The sequence below is a fragment of the Streptomyces sp. NBC_01232 genome (assembly GCF_035989885.1).
In the GTDB taxonomy this organism is placed as follows: domain Bacteria; phylum Actinomycetota; class Actinomycetes; order Streptomycetales; family Streptomycetaceae; genus Streptomyces.
This window is the reverse complement of the sequence record NZ_CP108518.1, coordinates 7240568-7258135: the sequence shown is the minus strand read 5'-3', so window position 1 is coordinate 7258135 and position 17568 is coordinate 7240568. Positions and strand designations below refer to the sequence as shown.

The 17568-nt window shown below is 71.3% G+C and carries 12 protein-coding genes and 2 pseudogenes; 4 read left to right on the top strand and 10 right to left on the bottom strand.

Translation table 11 applies throughout. The features are described from left to right. Positions 1-236 precede the first annotated feature (236 nt). Positions 237-1133, top strand: a pseudogene (locus tag OG444_RS33415) (DMT family transporter); the annotation flags it as partial. On the opposite strand, the gene OG444_RS33410 reads toward OG444_RS33415, so the two are convergent. Beyond that, complete coding sequence (locus tag OG444_RS33410) at positions 1074-2357, bottom strand: transglycosylase family protein (protein WP_327267006.1); 1284 nt, start codon at positions 2355-2357, stop codon at positions 1074-1076. The pseudogene OG444_RS33415 and the gene OG444_RS33410 sit on opposite strands and share 60 nt — an antisense overlap. Positions 2358-2541: 184 nt before the next feature. Here OG444_RS33410 and gndA point away from each other — a divergent pair, with 184 nt between their 5' ends. Continuing rightward, positions 2542-3987, top strand: coding sequence for an NADP-dependent phosphogluconate dehydrogenase (gndA, locus tag OG444_RS33405; RefSeq protein ID WP_327265613.1), 1446 nt, complete (start codon positions 2542-2544; stop codon positions 3985-3987). Positions 3988-4248: 261 nt separating this feature from the next. Here the strand turns inward: gndA and OG444_RS33400 are convergent, their stop codons facing one another. From OG444_RS33400 to OG444_RS33360, 9 genes and pseudogenes are all read right to left on the bottom strand, one after another. Beyond that, positions 4249-4887 carry an aspartate/glutamate racemase family protein gene (locus OG444_RS33400; protein WP_327267005.1) on the bottom strand — a complete coding sequence of 213 codons (639 nt, stop codon included), beginning with the start codon at positions 4885-4887 and terminating at the stop codon, positions 4249-4251. Next, positions 4881-5222 (bottom strand): GNAT family N-acetyltransferase, encoded by a 342-nt coding sequence (locus OG444_RS33395; protein ID WP_327265612.1) that lies wholly within the window; start codon positions 5220-5222, stop codon positions 4881-4883. The genes OG444_RS33400 and OG444_RS33395 overlap by 7 nt, the downstream gene beginning before the upstream one ends. Before the next feature lie 15 nt (positions 5223-5237). After that, positions 5238-5657: an aspartate 1-decarboxylase gene (gene panD, locus OG444_RS33390; protein WP_327265611.1), complete on the bottom strand. Its 420-nt coding sequence runs from the start codon at positions 5655-5657 to the stop codon at positions 5238-5240. A gap of 126 nt (positions 5658-5783) precedes the next feature. After that, a complete protein-coding gene (locus tag OG444_RS33385; RefSeq protein ID WP_442810682.1) occupies positions 5784-7388 on the bottom strand; it encodes an alpha/beta fold hydrolase in 1605 nt (534 codons plus the stop codon). Between the two features lie 12 nt (positions 7389-7400). Continuing rightward, the gene (locus tag OG444_RS33380; protein WP_327265610.1) at positions 7401-8948 is read right to left on the bottom strand and encodes an alpha/beta fold hydrolase; all 1548 of its coding nucleotides are present in this window, start codon (positions 8946-8948) and stop codon (positions 7401-7403) included. A 175-nt stretch (positions 8949-9123) separates the two neighbouring features. Then, entirely contained in the window at positions 9124-10212 is a 1089-nt protein-coding gene (locus OG444_RS33375) for a serine hydrolase domain-containing protein (RefSeq protein ID WP_327267003.1), read from the bottom strand. 111 nt (positions 10213-10323) lie between these two features. After that, positions 10324-10815, bottom strand: coding sequence for an alpha/beta hydrolase (locus tag OG444_RS33370; RefSeq protein WP_327265609.1), 492 nt, complete (start codon positions 10813-10815; stop codon positions 10324-10326). Positions 10816-11134: 319 nt separating this feature from the next. Further along, positions 11135-11902, bottom strand: a pseudogene (locus OG444_RS33365) (alpha/beta fold hydrolase); the annotation flags it as partial. A gap of 12 nt (positions 11903-11914) precedes the next feature. After that, positions 11915-13486, bottom strand: a complete 1572-nt coding sequence (locus tag OG444_RS33360; protein WP_327265608.1) for an alpha/beta fold hydrolase — start codon at positions 13484-13486, stop codon at positions 11915-11917. 561 nt (positions 13487-14047) lie between these two features. Between OG444_RS33360 and OG444_RS33355 the strand changes: the two genes are divergently transcribed. Next, positions 14048-14398, top strand: a complete 351-nt coding sequence (locus tag OG444_RS33355) for a CU044_2847 family protein (protein WP_327265607.1) — start codon at positions 14048-14050, stop codon at positions 14396-14398. Between the two features lie 106 nt (positions 14399-14504). Continuing rightward, positions 14505-17546 carry a hypothetical protein gene (locus OG444_RS33350; protein WP_327265606.1) on the top strand — a complete coding sequence of 1014 codons (3042 nt, stop codon included), beginning with the start codon at positions 14505-14507 and terminating at the stop codon, positions 17544-17546. Positions 17547-17568: the final 22 nt, after the last annotated feature.

Genomic DNA, 17568 nt, shown 5'->3' with positions numbered 1-17568 from the left:
CAAAAGGGCAACTGTACGGATCCGACCTGCCCGGAGCCAAACCCGTTCTCCCGACCTCACCCACGGCGAGCGGAGTGTCACTGTGCGGGGCGGACCGGTGACTTTGCGGCACGGCAGGGGTCGCTTTCCGCTGTCGGCACGGCCACGCTGCGTACTCCCGTACTACGTCGGGAGTATGACTGATCACCACCTGTGGGCGGAGGAATAGCGCAGGTGGGTCCGGCATTGTGGACCTTATGAGTGCACTGGCGCTGTCGGTCCTGCTGTGCCTCGTGTCCGCCTTGGCGTACGCGGGTGGCGCGATCGTCCAGGAACGGGTCGCGGCGAGCACGCCGGACCGCCCGTACGCCCCGCTGCGCCGGGGTGGCTGGTGGGTGGCGGTGGGGCTGAACGGCCTCGGCGCCCTGCTGCACGTGGTGGCGCTCGCGTACGGGCCGCTGAGCCTGGTCCAGCCGCTCGGCGCGCTCACCATCGTCTTCGCCCTGCCAATGGCTGCCGTCTTCGTACGGCGCCGGGCGGGCGCGGCGGCCTGGCGCGGGGCGGTACTGGCCACGGTCGGCCTGGCCGGGCTGCTGGCGCTGACCGGCGGGGACGGGCGGGCCGAGCAGGCGCTGGCGGGGGACGAGCGGCGCGTCCTGCTCATGGTGACCGCGGCGGTGGTGCTGGCGCTGTTCCTGGCGGCTCACCGGATGCACCGGGCGGTGCTGCACAGCGTGCTGCTGGCGGCGGCCGCCGGTACGGCCTTCGGCATGGCCTCGGTGTTCACCAAGTCGGTGGCCGAGGACTTCGGGCCGGGCGCGCTGCCCGGCCTGTGGCCCGGCCTGGCGGCGATCGCGGTACTGGCGGCCGGCGGGCTGCTGCTGTCGCAGGCGGCCTACCGGGGCGCCGGCCTGACCGCGCCGCTGGCCACGGTGACCGTGGTCAACCCGGTGGTGGCGGCGACGGTCGGCATCACGCTGTTCGACGAGGGCTTCCGGTACGGGGCGGCGGGCGCGACGGCGGCCGTGGCCAGCGCCGCGCTCGCGTCCGCCGGCCTGATCCTGCTCACCGTCGTGCCCTCGCACGTGCGCGGGTCAGATGCGGACCCCATGGCTGCGGAGGTACTTCAGCGGGTCGATGTCGGAGCCGTAGCCGGGTCCCGTGCGCATCTCGAAGTGCAGGTGCGGTCCGGTGCTGTTGCCGGTCGAGCCGGAGCGGCCGATGCGCTGGCCCCCGGAGACCTGCTGGCCGGCCTTGACGCCGAGGGCGGAGAGGTGCGCGTACTGGGAGTACCGGCCGTCGGTGTGCCGGATGACGACCTGGTAGCCGTAGGCCCCGGCCCAGCCCGCGGAGACGACCTGGCCGGGTCCGACGGACTTGACGGTGGTGCCGGTCGCCACCGGGAAGTCGACGCCCGTGTGGTAGCCGCTGGACCAGGAGGATCCCGAGACGCGGTACGCCGTGCCGAGGGCGGCGTCGACGGGGGCGGAGAACCCTCCCGCAGCCGGCTTCTGCTGCACTGAGGCGGGCTCCGGCGCCGGCTTCTCGACCGGCTTTTCGACAGGCTTCTCGACCGGCTTGGGCACCGGCTTCTCGGCGGGCTTCTCGGCCGCCGGCTCCACGGGCTTCACCGGGTCGGCGGTCCGCGGCGGCTTCTCCGGATTCTGGGCGGGCGGCGGCGGTGCGGCCGGCGCCGTGGTGACCCGCAGGGTGAGCCGCTGGCCGGGGAAGATCAGGTTCGGGTTGCCGCCGATGGTGGCCCGGTTGGTCTCGTACAGCCGTTGCCAGCCGCCTTCGACGTGCTGGTCGGTGGCGATCGCGGAGAGCGAGTCGCCGGGTGCGACGACGTAAGGGTTCGGCAGGACGGAGGTCCCCGTCGGCCGGGGTCCGTCGGCCGGAGCCTGTGCCTTCGTCTGCACCTGTGACCGCGTCGGGGTCTGCGCCTGTGCCTGCGCCTTGGGCTGCGACGGGGCCTGCGGGGCGACCGCGGGCGCCGGGCCGCTGCGCGAGAGCCCGGCGGCCTTCCCGCAGCTGGGCCAGGCGCCGGGCCCCTGGCCCTTCAGCACCTTCTCCGCCACCGCTATCTGCTGGTCCTTCGTGGCCAGGTCGGCGCGCGGCGCGTACGCGGTGCCACCGAAGGCCCGCCAGGTGCTCTGGCTGAACTGGAGGCCGCCGTAATAGCCGTTACCGGTGTTGATGCGCCAGTTGTTCGTCGACTCGCAGGCCGCGACCTTGTTCCATGTGTCCACGGAGGCCGCGTTCGCGACTCCGGCTCCCATGAGCGGGAGCGCGATACCCGCGCCGCCGGCGGTCACGGCCAGCGAGGCCCGGTTGATGCTGCTCGGCTGATACCGGCGGTGCCGGCCCCGTACGCCCATGGGAGCCCCCCTGGAAGACATCAGGAATCGCACAACGTAACGCCGGGATCATTGCACGACAAGGGGAGCAACGGGGCGCTATTCAGCGGAACTTGACAATCCACCGAGAGGCGGGAGCGCCGCGCGGCCGACGGCGGGGTAGCGTCGGCACAGCCCGCACACCGAAGCACGCAGGAGCGCACACATGAGCACCAGCACGGCCCAGATCGGCGTCACCGGCCTCGCAGTCATGGGAAGCAACCTCGCCCGCAACTTCGCCCGCAACGGATTCACTGTGGCCGTACACAACCGCACCGCCGCGAAGACCACCGCACTCGTGGAGGAATTCGGGCACGAGGGCAGCTTCGTGGCGGCCGAGTCGGCGAAGGAGTTCGTCGACGCGCTGGAGCGCCCCCGCCGCATCGTCATCATGGTGAAGGCCGGGGAGCCGACCGACGCGGTGATCCACGAGTTCGCGCCGCTCCTGGAGGAGGGCGACGTCATCATCGACGGAGGCAACGCGCACTTCGAGGACACCCGGCGCCGGGAGCGGGAACTGCGCGAGCAGGGCATCCACTTCGTGGGCGTGGGCATCTCCGGCGGCGAGGAGGGCGCGCTGCTCGGCCCGAGCATCATGCCGGGCGGCTCGACGGAGTCCTACGCCTCCCTCGGCCCGCTGCTGGAGAAGATCTCCGCGAAGGCCTCCGACGGCACGCCGTGCACCTCTCACATCGGGCCCGACGGCGCCGGACACTTCGTCAAGATGGTGCACAACGGCATCGAGTACGCCGACATGCAGCTCATCGCCGAGGCCTACCACCTGCTGCGCGAGGTCGCGGGCTACTCCCCCGCGAAGATCGCGGAGACCTTCCGGGAGTGGAACCGGGGGCGCCTGGACTCGTACCTGATCGAGATCACGGCGGAGGTGCTCGCGCACACGGACGCCGGGACCGGGCGCCCGTTCGTGGACATCGTGGCCGACGCCGCCGAGCAGAAGGGCACCGGCCGCTGGACGGTGCAGATCGCGCTCGACCTCGGCGTGCCGGTGTCGGGGATCGCGGAGGCCGTCTTCGCCCGCGCGGTCTCCGGCCACGCCGACCTGCGCAAGGCCGCCCGCGGGCTCGCGGGCCCGACGGCCGCCGCGCTCTCGCCTCAGGAGGCCGAGGCCTTCGCCGCCCAGGTGGAGCAGGCGCTGTACGCGTCGAAGATCGTCTCGTACACCCAGGGCTTCCACCAGATCCGGGCCGGCAGCGAGGAGTACGGCTGGAACGTGGACCTGGGCGCGGTGGCCTCGCTGTGGCGCGGCGGCTGCATCATCCGGGCCGCGTTCCTGGACCGGATCCGGGCGGCGTACCAGGCGCAGCCGGAGCTGCCGAGCCTGCTCGCGGACGCGCACTTCGCCGAGGAGATCGCGGCGGCCCAGGAGGGCTGGCGCTCCGTCCTGGTGGCGGCGGTGCGCCAGGGCATCCCTGTGCCGGCCTTCGCGGCCTCACTCTCCTACTACGACGCGCTGCGCACGGAGCGGCTCCCCGCGGCCCTCACCCAGGGGCAGCGGGACTTCTTCGGGGCGCACACCTACCGGCGGACCGACCGCGAGGGCTCGTTCCACACGCTCTGGAGCGGCGACCGCTCCGAGGTCCGATCCTCTTAGGGCACCGTCAGCTGAGGGGTCCGGGCTGCGGGATCGGCGCGGGCCCCGGCGGCGGCGGGATCGGGTCCGGCTCGGGAACCGGGCCGGGCACGGGCGGCGCGGGCCGCGGCATGGGCTCGGGGTCGGGGAACGGTCCGGGCCCTGGCCCCGGTACCGGGTCGGGGCCCGGGACGGGCGGCTGCGTCTCTTCTGCGTCTCGCTTTCGCACCATACGGGCCACTTTCCCCCGAATTCGGCAGGTATGCCTGCCCAGGACACCCCCTAGCAGGCCGAACACATGGCCAGGCCTGCGGCAAGGCCCGGGGCCGGACTGGAGAGTACGGGGATCCGGCCCGTGGCCAGGTCCGCGGCCCCCGCCATGGAGGCCTGGGCCAGCACGATGACGTCGGCGCCGGTGACGGCGGCCTCCTCGGCGGCCTCGGCCACGCGGGCGAGGTAGCCGGCGGTGTCCCCGGCCTCGAAGCGGTCCCAGGCCCCGTCGACCAGGTGCGTGACGATCGACACGGGCCGCTCGCCGGCCTCCTCGGCCAGCAGCTCCCGGGTCGGGGCGAGGGTGGACTCCAGGGCCGCCAGTACGGCGATCCGCGCACCGGCCCGTACCGCGTAGGCGGCCATCGGCCGGTCCACCCGCAGCACCGGGGCGCCGAGCGCCGGGGCCAGGGACTCGGCCGTCGCCCCGATCGTCGAGCAGGTGACCAGCACGGGCCCGGGTCCCGCTCCGGCGAGCAGCCCCAACAGGGCCGGAGCCACCGACTCCGGCCCTTCGGCGCGAGCCCGGTCCAACAGCTCCGGCGCCACCAGGTGCCGTAGGACGGCTCCCGGATGGTCGCGGTCGCGCAGGGCGTCGAAGACCGGGACGTGCACGGGCGAGGTGTGCAGCAGGAGCAGCCCGGTCACCAGAGGCCGGAGGCCGAGGCGAGCTGCGCCTTGGCCGCCAGGACGACCCCGTCGGCCGGCTCGGGCGCCTGGTCGGGGTGTTTCGCGGCCCAGCTCGCCGCGTACGGGCAGAGCGGCACCACGGGAACGCCCTCGGCGGCGGCGATCCGGTAGAAGGTCTTCACCAGCCCGCCCGCGATCCCGCGGCCCTCGTGGCCCTGGTCGACGATGGTGTGCACCGCGACCAGGGCGTGGGGCGCATCGGCGAGCACGAAGTACGCGATGTGGCCGACGACCGCCCCGTCCTCGACGGCGAGCAGCCGTCCGGCTTCACGGTCGTCCCGGAACTCGATCGGCATGCTCCTGGACCTCTCTCAGAGAGCCACGGCGTGCGGGCTGCGCCGCTGATCCGTACCCGGCACCGGAGCGGAGGCGTCCGCCCCCAGCTCGACGATCCGGTTGTCGGCGTCCACGTGCACGACGCGGGGCTTGAACACCCGGGCCTCGGCATCCTCGACCTGCGCGTAGCTGATGAGGATGACCAGGTCACCGGGGTGCACCAGATGCGCGGCGGCGCCGTTGATGCCGATGACCCCGGACCCGCGCTCGCCCTCGATGACGTAGGTCTCGAGCCGCGCCCCGTTGGTGATGTCCACGATGTGGACGAGCTCCCCGGGCAGCAGATCGGCCGCGTCCAGCAGGTCGGCGTCGACGGTCACGGAGCCGACGTAGTGCAGGTCGGCCTGGGTGACGGTGGCCCGGTGGATCTTGGACTTGAACATGGTACGAAGCATGCGAATACTCCCGATGTGTCTGCTCCCTGCCTGCTCTCGCGGGTCAAGGGCGGTCCCCGGAGCCTACAACGATTCGCATGTCCGGTCAGCTGGGCCCGGGCTGTTCGCCGTCGAGCGGCCGCCGGCTCAGGGGCCGATCTCGAACTCGGGCGGTTCGAGGCCGTTCAGGCAGTCGGTCTTCGGTGCGGCCGGGGTGTCGAAGAAGGAGACGGCGATGTCCTGGGCGCACTTCGAGGTGGCGAACACCACGTGCGGCTCGTAGGGGATCGTGACGACCTTGGCGTTGCTGAGCGTACGGGCGACGTACGGCCCGTTGTCCGCGCCGGTCTGGGCGTCGAACGCACCGGACAGGGCGAGGGTGGGGATGTCGCCGCTCGTGACGTCCCGGATCGAGCGTGCGGCCGGGGGGATGTTCCAGACGTCGCAGTCCGGACGGAGGGAGGTGAGCAGCGGGGCCTGGGCCTGCACCGAGGCGGGGAAGCCCGGGAACGCTTCCTGGCCGGCCTTGAGTGCCTGTTCCTGGGTCTCGTACGGGGTCCACTGGCTGCAGAAGACGCCGTAGACGAGGCCGTGCGAAGTCACTCCGATGCCCTTGGGGTTGGTCCTCCAGGACGCCCACTGCTGCGCGACCCGCTGCGGGTTTCCGTTCGCCAGCTCGTCGAGGGCCCGGGGCACGGACTCGGCCGTGTGGGTGGCGGAGGTCAGCCAGTTCACCAGCATTCCGCCGTCCAGCACGACCTTCACCGGCTTGTCGCTGCCGGGGAGCGTGACAGTGGTGGTGACCGGCTTGGCCTCGAGGTCGTTGACGAGCTTCTCGAAGGTGGCCGACAGGTTCGGGTAGCGCTTGTTGCACGCCGGCTGCTCCGCGCAGGCCTTGAACAGGCCGTCGGTGCCCTGCCGGAAGCTCTTCCAGGTCGAGGCCGAGCCGCCGGTGGACGGCGGCAGGATGCCGTCGAGGCCCACTGAGCGGAGCCCGTCGGGGTGCAGGCGCATGTAGGCCAGCGCCAGGTTGGTGCCGTAGGAGATGCCGTACAGGTTCCACTGCCCGATGCCCAGCGCCTTGCGCAGGTCGTCGTAGTCGGCGGCGCTCTCGGTGTCGTTGTAGGCACTGAGGTCGATGCCGCTGGCCACCAGCTTGTCGCGGCAGGCCTTCGTGGCCTCGACGTGCTGGCGTTCGGTGGACGGCGCGTCGTAGACGAGGCCGACCACGCGTGCGTTGAACTCGTCGATGTTGGGGCACAGTGCATCGGGGTCGGCCGAGTACGTGCCCCGCTGGGACATGAAGATCACGTCACGGTCGCGGTTCAGGCCGCCGTCGATGGCCAGCTTCGCCTCCCCCACCGCGTCGTCTCCGGGGCCGCCCGCGAGCCACACGATGGGGTCGGGTTTCGGATGGTCGGACTTGGCGGGCACGATCGCAACACCGAGTTCGATCGTCCGGCTGCCCGGTTCGGCGCGGTTCTCGGGCACGGTGAGCGTTCCGCAGCGGGCCCCTTCCAGCGCTTCGATCGGTTCCGGCGTCTTCGGGCAGGGCCCGGGTTCGTACCTGGCGTCACCCACCGTCCGGGCGGTCGTGCCGATCGGCGCTCCGGTGGTGGTGTCGGGGCTCGGCTCAGCCTGGGAGGGCGCTGCGAGCAGGCCGGTGACGAGGAGGCCGGTCGCCATTCCGGCCGAGGTGGCCAGGAGTCGACCTGTCGTGCGGCGACGACGGGGCGCTTGGTGGAGAGTCATCTGTCCTCCCGGTCACTTCGGGATGATCGTGAACGGTCCGGGTTCGAGACCGTCCACGCAACCGGTGTCGGGCGCGGTCGGGCGAGCGAGGAACGAGGCCAGTACGCGTTGCGCGCACGGCGACTGCGCTACCACCCAGTGGCCGATCCCGGGGACCTCCACGGCCGTCGAGCGGGACAGGTTCCCGGCCGCGTCCTTCGCCCAGCTCGCTCCGGTCTTCACGTCGAACGTGCCGGAGACGACGAGCGCCGGCACCGAGCTGACCGTGGCCACCCGCTGGACGTCCGTGCGGTCCGGAACGTTCCAGATCCCGCACGCCGGATACTCGAACGGCAGCTGCGGCACCTGGGCCAGGACCGTGTCCGGCCACCCGGGGAAGGCCTTGCGCCCCGCCTGCAGCACGTCGGCTTCCGAGTACCCCGGCGCCCACTCGCTGCACACGATCGAGTTCGTCAGGCCGTGTGCGAACTCGCCGGTCTTCTGGACCGAGCCGGCGGCGCGAGCCTGTGCGAAGCGCTCCGGGTTGCCGCGGCTGAGCTCGTCGAGCGCCGCCGGCAGGTCCTTGGACCGGGGGTTGGAGGCGACGATCAGGTTCAGCAGTGCGCCCCCGTCGAGGACGGTCCTGACCGGCTTGTCCCCGCCCTTCGGTGTGACGTTCAGCGTCAGGGGGTTGGCCTCCAGCTTGCGCACCTGCTCCGTCAGGAGTCGGGGAAGGTCCGGGTACCGGTCCTTGCAGGCGGGCTGCACCGCGCACGCCGCAAAGATGTTGTCGATCCCCTCAGCGGCACTGCTCCATCCCCACGGCAGGGTCACGGTCTGGGGAGGTACGACCGAGTCGATCGCCACCGCCCGGATTCCCTCGGGGTGCAGGCGCAGGTACGTGAGGGCCAGATCGCTGCCGTAGGAGTAGCCGTAGACGTTCCACTGGGGGATGTCCAGCGCGCGCCGCAGGTCGGCGAAGTCCGCCGCGTTCTCCGTGCTGTTGTAGGCGCTCAGGTCGGCGCCGTCGGCCGTCAGACGGCCCCGGCAGTCCTTCACCGCCTTCAGCATGATCTGTTCCGCCTGCTGTGAGTCGGACCCCAGGCCCACAGCCTGCTCGTTGAACCGGTCGAGCTCCGGGCAGGCCAGGTTCGGCCGGTTGTAGAGGTTGCCGCGCTGGGCCATGACGATCAACTCGCGGTCCTTGTTCAGACCGGAGTCGATGAGGAACGGAATGTCGTCGAACGTGTCGGCGCCGGGGCCGCCCGCCATGAACACCACCGGGTCGGCGGCCGGCTTCTCCGCCGCGGCCGGAATTCTCGCCACGGCCAGTCTGATGATCCGGCTGTCGGGGCGGGAACGGTTCTCGGGGACCTCCAGGAAACCGCACTCTGCGTCGCTCAGCGCTTCGATGGGCTCGGGCGGCTTCGGGCAGGCGCCCGGCACGAACCGGGGGGCTGCCGGGCTGGGCCCGGCGGCCTGGACAGGTGTCGATGAGGCGCTGCTCGGCGTGGGGCCCAGTGCTGCCAGGAAAGCCAGAGCAGCCGCAGCAGTCACCGCGTGGATGCGGGGCTTTGGCATGTGATCTCGTTCCTCTGCCGGCTTCGGCGGCGGCCACTGACGGACCGGGCCTCAACGGTTTGGGCGGAACGCGCGTCTTCGACGCTACCGGGTGACGCGTTCGGGTGCACGCGGAGCGGTCACGATCCGTAACCCCCCGGCCTGTCCGAACCGGTCGCGGGGTGATATCCATCGGTCATTTGGCCCATATGTCCAGCAACCGATTGGCCGCGCCGAAATTGTCGGGGGAATCCACGTTGCACGCGACGGTTACGGCAGTGTTGCGGTCCGGGCTCACGATGAAGGTGCTGTGAAATCCCTCCCAGTCGCCGCGGTGCACCAGGCTCCTGTCGGGGAGAAGGAGGATTCCGGCCCCGTACCGCCCTTCTTCGATGCCGCGGCGGCGCAGAACGTCACCCACACTCACCGCTCCCTCGGTGACGCCGGTGAGCAATTCCTTTCCACCGATGCGACCGGTGCGGTAATTGTCGGCCCAGCGGACGAATTCCCCAGGAGTCGTTTGGACGGACCCGTCTCCGTACTGTTTCCAGGGGGAGGAAACGGAAGTGAAGGAGCCGTCCTTCTCGTCGTACGACTTCGCCTTGCCGGGAACGTCCACCGCAGGGGACAGAGCCATGCGCAGGTGCAGCGGGGCGAAGAATTCCTGTTGGAGGAAGGTCGCGAACGGCTTGCCGGTGACCCTCTCGACGACATGCGCCAGGAGAACGTAGTTGGAGTTGGAGTAGGAGAAGCGCTCACCTGGCGGATCTTCCGGCCGTGAGCCGAGGATGGCTGCGATCGCTTCCTTCTGGCCTGCCGGATCCGTCAGCTTGATGCCTTTGGCCTCCAGCAGATCCTGATAGTCGGTGATGCCGCTGGTATGACGCATCAGATCGCCCAGCGTGACGTCCCGCGTCCAGGCGGGCGGGCTGTCGAGAAAATCGGACAGGGATTCGTTCAACGCGAGTTGGTGCCGCCCGGCCAGCAAAAGGACGGCTTCTGCGGTGAATTGCTTGGAGTTGGATGCCATGTCGAAGACCGTCTTGGAGGTGATGGCTCGCCCGGCCGTCAGATCGGCCTTCCCTCTCCCCGCCTCCCAGACAACGCTTCCCCGCCTGCCGACAGCTGCCGCACAGCCCGGACCACCAGGAGAAGGCACCAGCTCCTGGAGAACCTCCGCGCTCCGCTTCTCGCGGTCGTCAGCGGTCGCGTGTGCCTGCGGGTTTGCGACACCGGCCAGTACTACCGCAACCATGGCGCCCCCGGCGGTGCAGAGCGACACCATCCGATTCACGGACACCACCTTCTTTCTTGAAGTCCAGCGGCCACGACGCGATCGATGCCCGGAAAGCCACCGTCAACCGGTCCCCCGGGGGCACGCCGGAGCCGGGTCGTCTCATGGAGCGATCTCGAACTGCGGGGGCTTGAGGTCCTTGACACAGGCAGTGTCCGGGGCGGTCGCGGTGTCGAAGAAGGAGACGGTGATGGCTTGGGCGCACTTCGAGTAGACGATCGCCCCGTGGGGCACGTAGGGGATCGTGACGACCGTGGCGCGGCTCAGGGTGCGGGCGACGTACGGGCCGTTGTCGGCGCCGGTCTGGGCGTCGAAGCCGCCTGAGACAACGAGGGTAGGGATGTCGCTGCGCGTGACGTCCCGGACCGAGCGGGGGGCCGCCGGGATGTTCCAGGCCTCGTCGCAGTCCTCGCGCAGGAAGGGAAGCTGCGGCGCCTGGGCCAGGACCGAGGAGGGGAAGGCCGGGAACGCTTCCCGGCCGGCCCGCAGGACCTGGGCGTCGGTTTCGTACGGCATCCACTCGCTGCAGAACACGCCGTAGGCGAGGCCGTGGGAGATGTGGCCGAAGTTGTGCGGATCGGTCTTGGCGCCCACCCAGTGCTCGGCGACGCGCTGCGGGTTGCCGTGGGCCAGCTCGTCGAGGGAGCGGGGGATGCCGGGGGGCGACGTGGGTGGCGGAGGCCATCCAGTTCACCAGCGCTCCGCCGTCCAGGACGACCTTCACCGGCGTCCGGCTGTCGGGGAGCGTGACGGTGGTGGTGACCGGCTCGGCCTCCAGTTCGCGGACCAGGCGGTCGAAGGTGGCGGACAGATTCGGGTAGCGCTTGTTGCACGCCGGCTGCTCCGCGCAGGCCTTGAACACACCGTCGAAACCCTGCCGGGCGCTGCGCCACGTCGCCGCCGGTCCTGCTTTGGACGGTGGCAGGATGCCGTCGATGCCGACCGACCGGATACCTTCCGGGTGCAGGCGCATGTACGTGAGCGCCAGGTCGGTACCGTAGGAGAGGCCGAAGACGTTCCACTCCTCGAGGCCGAGCGTGGTGCGCAGGTCCGCGAGGTCGGCGGAGCTCTGGATGCCGTTGTAGGCGGTGAGATCGGCCCCGCTGCCCGCCAGCTTCTCCCGGCAGGCCTTCGTCGCATCGACGTGCTCGCGCCCGGTGGAGGGCGCGTCCCAGACGAGGCCGACCGCGCGTGCGTCGAACTCGTCGATGTTGCGGCAGGTGAGCGCCGGGTCGGCCGAGTACGTCCCGCGCTGGGACATGAGGATCACGTCCCGGTCGCGGTTCAGGCCGCCGTCGACCGCCCTCTTCGCCGCCCAGACGGCGTTGTCGCCGGGTCCGCCGGCCAGCCACACGATCGGGTCTGGCTTCGGGTCGGCGGCCGCCGCCGGGACGATCGCGACGCCGAGCTTGATCGTTCTGCCGCCCGGCTCGGTGCGGTTCTCGGGCACGGTGAGCGTTCCGCAGCGGGCCCCCTCGAGTTCGGGAATCGGCTCCGGCGTATTCGGGCAGGCCCCCGGCTCGTAGCGGGCGTCGCCCACGGTCCGGGCGACCGTGCCGCTCGCTCCTCCGGGCGTCTCCTCCTGCGCGCTCGCGGGCGCGCAGAGCAAGCCGGTCACGAGGATTCCGGTCGCCACTGCGGCCGACCCGGTGCGCAACCGTCGTACGTGCGGGCGTGCCATCTGCCCTCCCGGTCACTTCGGGATGATCGTGAACGGTTCCCACCTGAGGCTCGCCACGCAGCCGGTGTCGGGCGCGGTCGGACGGGTGAGGAAGGACGCCAGCACCTTCTGGGCGCAGGGCGACTGCGGGACCACCCAGTGCCCGATGCCGGGGATCTGCACGGTGGCCGATCGGGGCAGCGTACGGGCCGTCCTCTGCGCCCAGCTCGCCCCGGTCTTCATGTCGAACGTCCCGTTGAGGAAGAGCGTCGGCACCGAGCTCACGGGAGCCACCCGCTGCGTGGCGGTGCGGTCCGGGACGTTCCAGACCCGGCACACCTGTTCCTGGAAGGCCAGTTGAGGCGCCTGGGCCAGGACCGGCTCCGGCCAGTCGGGGAACGCCTCGCGGCCCGCCTTCAGCACGTCGGACGCCGAGTGATCCGGCACCCACTCGCTGCACACCACCGAATTCGTCAGACCGTGGGCGGTCTGGCCGACGACCTGGAGCGAACCGGCGGCGCGGGCCCGGGCGAAGCGCTCCGGACGTCCGCTGCGGAGTTCGTCGATCGCCGCCGGGACGTCGGCGAACGGAATCGCCTTGGCGACCAGCAGGTTCACCAGCGCGCCGCCGTCGAGGACGACCTTCACCGGGTCTCCGCCCTGCGGCGGCCGGACGTTCAGCGTCAGCGGCCGGGCTTCCAGCTTTCGCACCTGCTCGTTCAGGGTGCGCTCGAGGTCCGGATAGCGGCTCTTGCAACGGGGCTCCGCAGCGCATGCCTTGTAGAGGTGGTCGAGGCCCTCCCGGGCGCCGGTCCAGGCGAAGGGCAGGGAGACGGACTGGGGAGGGGCGATGGAATCGAGCGCGACCGCGCGGATCCCCTGGGGGTGCAGGCGCAGGTAGGTCATGGCCAGGTTGCTGCCGTAGGAGTGGCCGTAGACGTTCCACTGCTCGATGCCGAGCGCCGTGCGCAGGTCGGCGAAGTCGGCGGCGTTCTCGGTGCTGTTGTAGGCACTCAGGTCGGTCCCGTCGGCGGTCAGACGGTCCCGGCACTGCTTCACCGCGTCGAGCAGGAGCCGTTCCGTCTGCGGCGCGTAGGAGGGGAGCCCCACGGACGTGGCGTAGAAGCGGTCCAGCTCCGGGCAGGCGAGGTCGGGCTTGTCGTAGAGATTGCCGCGCTGGGCCATGATGATCAGGTCGCGATCCCGGTTCAGGCCGGAGGAGACCAGGAACGGGATGTCGTCGAAGGTCTCACCACCGGGGCCGCCCGACATGAACACCACGGGATCCCGGGCCGGGTTCGCGGAGGTGGCCGGGATGACCGCCACGGCCAGCCGGATGGTCCGGCCGCCGGGGCCGGTGCGGTTCTCCGGGACCTCCAGGAATCCGCACCGGGCGGTGGCCAGCGCTTCGATCGGCTCAGGCGTCCTGGGGCAGGGACCCGGTACGAAGCGTGACGCGGGGGCCTTGCCGGGCCCGGTGCCATCGACACCGGTGGCACCGGTGCGGGGCGGTGCGGCGCCCACCGGACTCGGGGCCAGTGCTGTCAGGAATCCCAGAGCGGTCGCGGCAGCTGCTGCCCCGATGCGGAAACGGTGCTCTGCCATATGATCCCGTTCCTCTGCCGGTCAACGGCTGCCCCGCCGGGCGACGCCGCGGCGATATGGACGGAACGCACGTAATCGACGCTACCAGGCGGTCCGGCGACCCGCACACGCCCCGGGCGGCCGCGGGCGGCCACGGATGCTGCCGTCCCTCTCGGCGGCCCGGAACTCCTCCGGCCGGGACGGGAGCGAGCAGCGCGCCGGGGTATGGACCGTCGGCCGGCCTTCGCCGGAAACGGCCGTGGACTCGGCGCGTGTCGCCGGCCGCCTCCCGGCCGCCCCCGGCTCGACGTGCGTGCGCATCTGCTGAAAGGGCCTCACCACTGCCTGCTGCCACCGACGCTGAAAGATCCTCCAGGTCCGGCCAGGAGGCGGACCGGGCCGCCCTGGTATCAGGCTGTCGGGCCGCCGCGCCCGGTGCGACGGCTGCCGGGTGGGGACCGGTCCTCACGCGAACGGCCCTCCGTGCCATGCGACAGGCCCCCGCCCCTGCAACGCTGGCCGGGATCCGGGCCGGCAGGCCCGGACGGGTCGTCGCCGTGCAGGACGGACGGAGGAGGAGTCGTGGCACCTCTCGCTCGGATCCCACTGGAGGGCGGGGGCTACGTCCTGGTCGAGGCTCCGGACACGGCCGAGGGGCCCGTGAAGGCCGGCCGCATCAGCGACGCCATCCACGACCTCCCGGAAACGCTGCAGGAGGCGCTCGGTCCGGTCACGGAAGCAGCGCGCGTGGCCCTCGATCAGCTGCGCAAGGCCCGCCCCGACGACATCACCGTCCAGTTCGGCATCGACCTCTCGGTCGCCGCCGGGGCCGTGATCGCCAAGACCGGCGCAGGCTGCCACCTGACGGTGACCATGGCGTGGAGGGGCGGCGATCCCGGCCATTTGCGGGCACCGTACGAACGACCGGAGTGACCCCCCTCGACGGCTCCGACGCCCCGGCCCGGTCCGGGAGCCGATGGCGGCAGCCACAGGCCCCTCCTGTCACCACAACGCGCATCCACATGACTACTCTGTGTGCATGTCGAATGCTCCGGCGCAGTCGAGGTTGCGAGAGATTCCGGGCTGGGCGGTGGGGCTGTGTCTGTTCGGGCTCGCAGCCGGTCTCTGCGTGATCGTCTGGTACGCGGTGAATCCGCCGTTCCTGGACAAGCCCTCGGGCAACAGAGAACTGCTCCTGCAGTTCGCGACGACGGCCGAAGAGGCCCGCGCCGTGGTGGACGGCGGCGCGGACGGGAACGGGGACGAGCTGTTCCGGAACGGCCTCGTGCTCGACTGGCGCATGCTCATCCCCGGGTACGCGGTGGCCCTGGCCGGGTCCTTCGGACTCGGGCACCTCTTCCTCTACCGGGAGTCCACCCGGCTGTGGGCCCGGCGCGCCCTCGTCCTCACCTCCGTGCCGGTGGCAGCGGACTGCGTCGAGAACGTCTTCCTCTGGAGAGCTCTGAACCGGCTGGCCGCCGACCCGGTACCGGACCTGACGCGGGCGGCCCATTTCGCCCAGATGAAATGGGCGCTCGTCGTCCCGCTGGTGGCAGCGGCCGTCCTGATCGTCGTCACCCTCTGCTGCCGCCGGGTGCTGGACCCCTCCTTCGTGCGCAGTGCGCGGGAGGACCGTCCCCGTCCGGTCGTGGCCCACGCACACAGGCTCGTGGACGGCACGGAGAGCCGGTGGAGCGATCCGGACGTGATCCTCCCGCCTGCCGCGCCCCACGACTGGGAGCCGCGGGCCGAATGGACCGCCCCGGGCCCTGCGCAACCGGGCCGGCCCGCGGCCCGGGACCCGAAGGACAGCGCGGTGGCCCGCTGGCGCACCCGCGCGTACCAGCCGCCCGGCCGGCAGCCCGCAGAGCTCGGCTTCTGTGTCTCCGGCGGCGGCATCCGGTCGGCATCGGTCGCCCTCGGCGCGCTGCAGGCACTACGGGGGCAACTGCTCAAGGCGGCGTATCTGGTGTCGGTGTCCGGCGGCGGGTACACCGCCGGGGCCTTCCAACTGGCTCTGACCGATGCCGGGCTCCGGGCTCCGGGCGGGAGCCCTTCGGCTCGGCCCGGTCTCTCGAAGCCCGCGGATGTGTTCGCGCCGGGCAGCCCGGAGGAGGACCACATCCGCCGGCACGCGAAGTACCTGGCGGACGCGCCCAAGGAGAAGGTGAACGCCGCGGGGGCGGTGCTCCGGGGGATGGCCGTCTCCTTCGGCATGCTGGCGCTGGTCTTCACCGTGGCGGGTCAGTTCCTGCACCTGTTCTATTCGTACGTTCCGCTGACCGAGCTCCGCCCCCTCACAGCGGAGGGGGAGCGCTTCGACTCGTCCCTCGATCTGTACCCGAACGTCTGGTACCCCGTCCTCGCCCTGCTCGGCCTGGCCGGCCTGGTGTCCGTCGGGTACGCCTTCACGCGGGCCGGCAGCGGCAAGTCCCGCCCCGCATGGCTGCGCAGCACGGTGAACACGCTCACCGGCCTCGCACTGGCGGTGGCCCTGTATTCCGTCGTCCTCCCTTCGGTGATCTGGTTCTTCGCCTCTCTGGCCCACAAAGCCGGCAAGGGGGGATATTGGGACGACAGCGGGGCGGGAGTCGCCCTGCTCGGCGCGATCACGGCGGCGGCGGCCGCTGCGGGTACGTGGTTCACCGCGGTCCACCGGACGGTGAAGAGGCTGAAGCCCGACGGTGAGCAGGCGTCTCCGTTCGCCAGGGGCGGCACATCCCTCGTCACACAGGTCGGCACCAGCTGGGTGAAAGCCGTGGTGTGCTGGCTGGTGCTGCTCCTGGTCGCGTTCTTCGGCCTCGCCCTCATGTCCTGGGCGGCCGTCTACGCGGGCAGCTGGCACGCGGGGTGGAAGTGGGGGGTGCCGATCGCCCTGATCGTGCTGACCCTCGTCATCGACCAGACCACCTTCAGCCTGCACCCCTTCTACCGACAGCGGCTGGCGGGTGCCTTCGCCGTGCGCCGCGCGGTGCTGAAGGACGGCTCGGTCGGCGCCCTGCCGTACGACTACAACAACGAGCCGACCCCGCTCAACCCCTACGCACAGAGGGTGGAGGGCTTTCCTCAGGTCATCTTCGCCGCCTCCGCGGCCGTCTCGCTGCGCAACCGCACCGCGCCCGGCCGGCCCGCCGTGCCCTTCACCTTCGCCTCCGACTACTGCGGCGGACCCGACACGGGATGGGTCCGCACCGGCACGCTGCAGAAGACGGCCCCTGCGCTGATCGGGCGCGATCTGACCGTGCAGTCCGCCGTCGCCGTGTCGGGAGCGGCCTTCGCCTCCGCGATGGGGTCACAGACGATGTTCATGGAGCGGCTGCTCGCGCTGTCCAACGTGCGGCTCGGCACCTGGGTGCCCAACCCCCTGTACCTCGCGGAACTGGCGAAGTACGGGCCCGACCGGATGATGCCGCGCCTGCCGCGGGTACGGCGGCTGCGGTACCAGCTTCAGGAGCTGGTGGGCCGGTACTCGGACACCACTCCCCTACTGCTGTGCACCGACGGCGGGCACTTCGACAATCTCGGCCTGGTCGAGATGCTCCGGCTCCGCTGCCGGACCGTCTACGTCATCGACGCTTCGGGGGACTCACCTCCGCTGGCGACCACCCTCGCGCAGGCGATCACGCTCGCCTACGAGGACCTCGGAGTGACCATCACCTTCGACGAAGAGGGGCAGAATCTGCTGGACCTGGTACCCGGCAGCGCGAAACCGCTCGCGCCCGAGGCGCCGATGGCCGCTCTGAACGCGCGGTTCTCCGCCAACTGCGTGGTGCGCGGCACGATCGAGTACCCGGAACCGGTCCAGTTCTCGCCCGACGCACCGGCCGGCACAAAGGGGACGATCATCTACGTGAAGGCCGGTCTGACCCCTGACATGCCGTACGAGCTGCTCAGTTACGCCCTCCGGGAGAAGGCCTTCCCCCGCCAGGCCACCTTCGACCAGTGGTTCGACCACGCACAGTTCGACGCCTACCGGGCGCTCGGACACCACCTGGGCACGAAGGCCGCAGAGGTACCTCTGGCTCACCCGGGGCGGTGCGGTGTCAGGCGCCGCGGGTCCGGGCGCCCGTCCCAGCGGTAGCGGGGATCTCCTCGGTCGCCCC